This is a genomic window from Blastococcus sp. CT_GayMR20, assembly GCF_004570345.1.
In genome coordinates this window covers 1-1,788 of record NZ_SPQM01000290.1, presented here as the reverse complement: position 1 = coordinate 1,788, position 1,788 = coordinate 1, and the positions used below count along the sequence as shown (strand labels likewise).

2 protein-coding genes and 1 pseudogene are annotated in these 1,788 nt (G+C 71.9%); 1 reads left to right on the top strand and 2 read right to left on the bottom strand.

The genetic code is table 11. The features are described from left to right. Together E4P40_RS28695 and E4P40_RS27440 are read right to left on the bottom strand one after the other, a co-directional pair. Window positions 1-250: hypothetical protein (locus E4P40_RS28695; RefSeq protein ID WP_209305558.1), on the bottom strand; the 250-nt coding region annotated here is incomplete at its 3' end. A 360-nt stretch (window positions 251-610) separates the two neighbouring features. Continuing rightward, entirely contained in the window at window positions 611-1,297 is a 687-nt protein-coding gene (locus E4P40_RS27440; protein ID WP_135161446.1) for a DNA alkylation repair protein, read from the bottom strand. Window positions 1,298-1,578: 281 nt separating this feature from the next. Between E4P40_RS27440 and E4P40_RS27435 the strand changes: the two are divergent. Then, window positions 1,579-1,788: pseudogene (locus tag E4P40_RS27435) on the top strand (hypothetical protein); the annotation flags it as partial.

Here is a 1,788-nt window from a genome sequence, read left to right as displayed (position 1 = left end):
AAGGACGGCGGTTCGCCGCCGTCCCGCGCAGGCGTTCGAGGGCGGCCCGCCCGATGCCTGCGGGTAGACCGCTGGAGCCTGCCGGCAACGGCAGGCCTAGATGGATGACCGCCCATCGGGAGGCCGCGAGGCACCCGTGGACAGAACCCGGCGTACAGGCCGACTCGTCCGTCGCCCCGCCGGGGAATGCGGGGCGGCCGATGCCGCGCATCTCCCGACTGCGCTGCTCGAGGAGCAGGATCCTGCCCATGCAGTTCCTTCGGCGCTCGACCACCGGCGAGACGGTCACCTGCGGGTGCTGCGAGCGCGAACGACCGGCGCGAGCAGCCCACGAGCTCGGCGCCACGCCGGGCGTGTACATCTGCCGGACCTGCGCCGTCTGGGCCGTCGGACGGACCCTCCGGGGGAGGCGCGCGTCGTGAGCACCCGGATGGCACTCCCTGCGCCGTTCGCCGTCGTCCCCGGACTGCGCCGCTGCGGTTGCTGTGGCGGTGTGTACCGCCGACGACACGTCACCGAGCTCGCGTCGACCCCCGGCGTCTGCATCTGCGGGACCTGTGCGGCGTTCGCCGCCCGGCGCCGGGGTCGCGCGTGACCTCGTCGGGCATCCCTACGTGGGGTTCTGCCGGCGCACCATCTCCGTGATCCAGATGGGCGCGAAGGGTGACGTGCAGCCCGGGGGAGTCGGGTAGTCCTTCAGCACCTCCAGGCGCTCACCGACGGCGAGGGCGCGGGCGCGGTACTCGGGGTGCTCGATCCCGATCTGGGCGAGGCAGTTGTTCATCGCCCACTGCAGGCGCTCCGGGGCGTCCCTCATCTCCGCCTCGATGGCGTCCAGGAGTTCCGCGAGGTCGAGCCCCTCGGGCCTCTTGGCCACGCGTTCGGTGGTCAGCGCCCAGCCGGCGCTCGCGACCACGGGATCCGGATCGGCGAACCAGGCCACGCGCAGCGTGTGCGCGTGCGCGCTCTTCTTCACCACGTAGTTCACGAGCCAGTCGTGCACCTTGGGCGTGCGTGCCTCGCGCAGCATGGCGTCCAGCTCGTCGCGCTCGAACGCCTTGGGACGGCAGATCAGGAGCGCCAGCAGTCTCGCCGGGGTGTTCCCCGTCTCCCAGAGTTGGCGCGCGAGGTCCTGTTGCGTCTTCAGCCGCTTGGCGATCGCGCGCAGCCGGCCGAGGTTCACGCCATGGTCGTCCCCGTGTCGCTCGTTCACGGCGCGGGCCTTCGGGTCCTCGAGCGCGGCCAGCTCGGCCAGCAACTCGTCCACCGTCGTTCCGGTCACCGTCGTCCCGGCCACCTCGACCTCCTGTCCATCACGTGGGGATGCGGCCTGCACGGCCGGCCCGGGTGATCATGCATCGCGGTACCGACAGGACGCGATCACTTCGTATTTGCCCTGCGGGCATAGGGCAGCCTAAGTTAGGCGAGCCTCACTTAACGCCCACTCCAACCGGCTCGTGTCTCGGCGACTCGCCCGGCGGGTGCCCGCCGTCGGCGGTGCGCTCCGCGGGCGTGGGTCCCCTGGCGACCACTGGACCCGGCTGCGCTCCACAGCGCGGCCACGATGAGAAGGACAACATGCGCCGCACGTCACGACTGGTCGCCCTCTCCGCCGCCGCACTCCTGGCGGGCGGACTGGCTGCCTGCACCTCGTCCTCCGCCGCCGAGGAGGAGGCGAGCTCCGGCGAGTTCCAGCCCATCACCATCGAGCACGCCCTCGGCACGACCACCATCGAGTCCCGGCCCGAGCGGGTCGCGACCGTGCAGTGGGCCAACCACGAGGTGCCG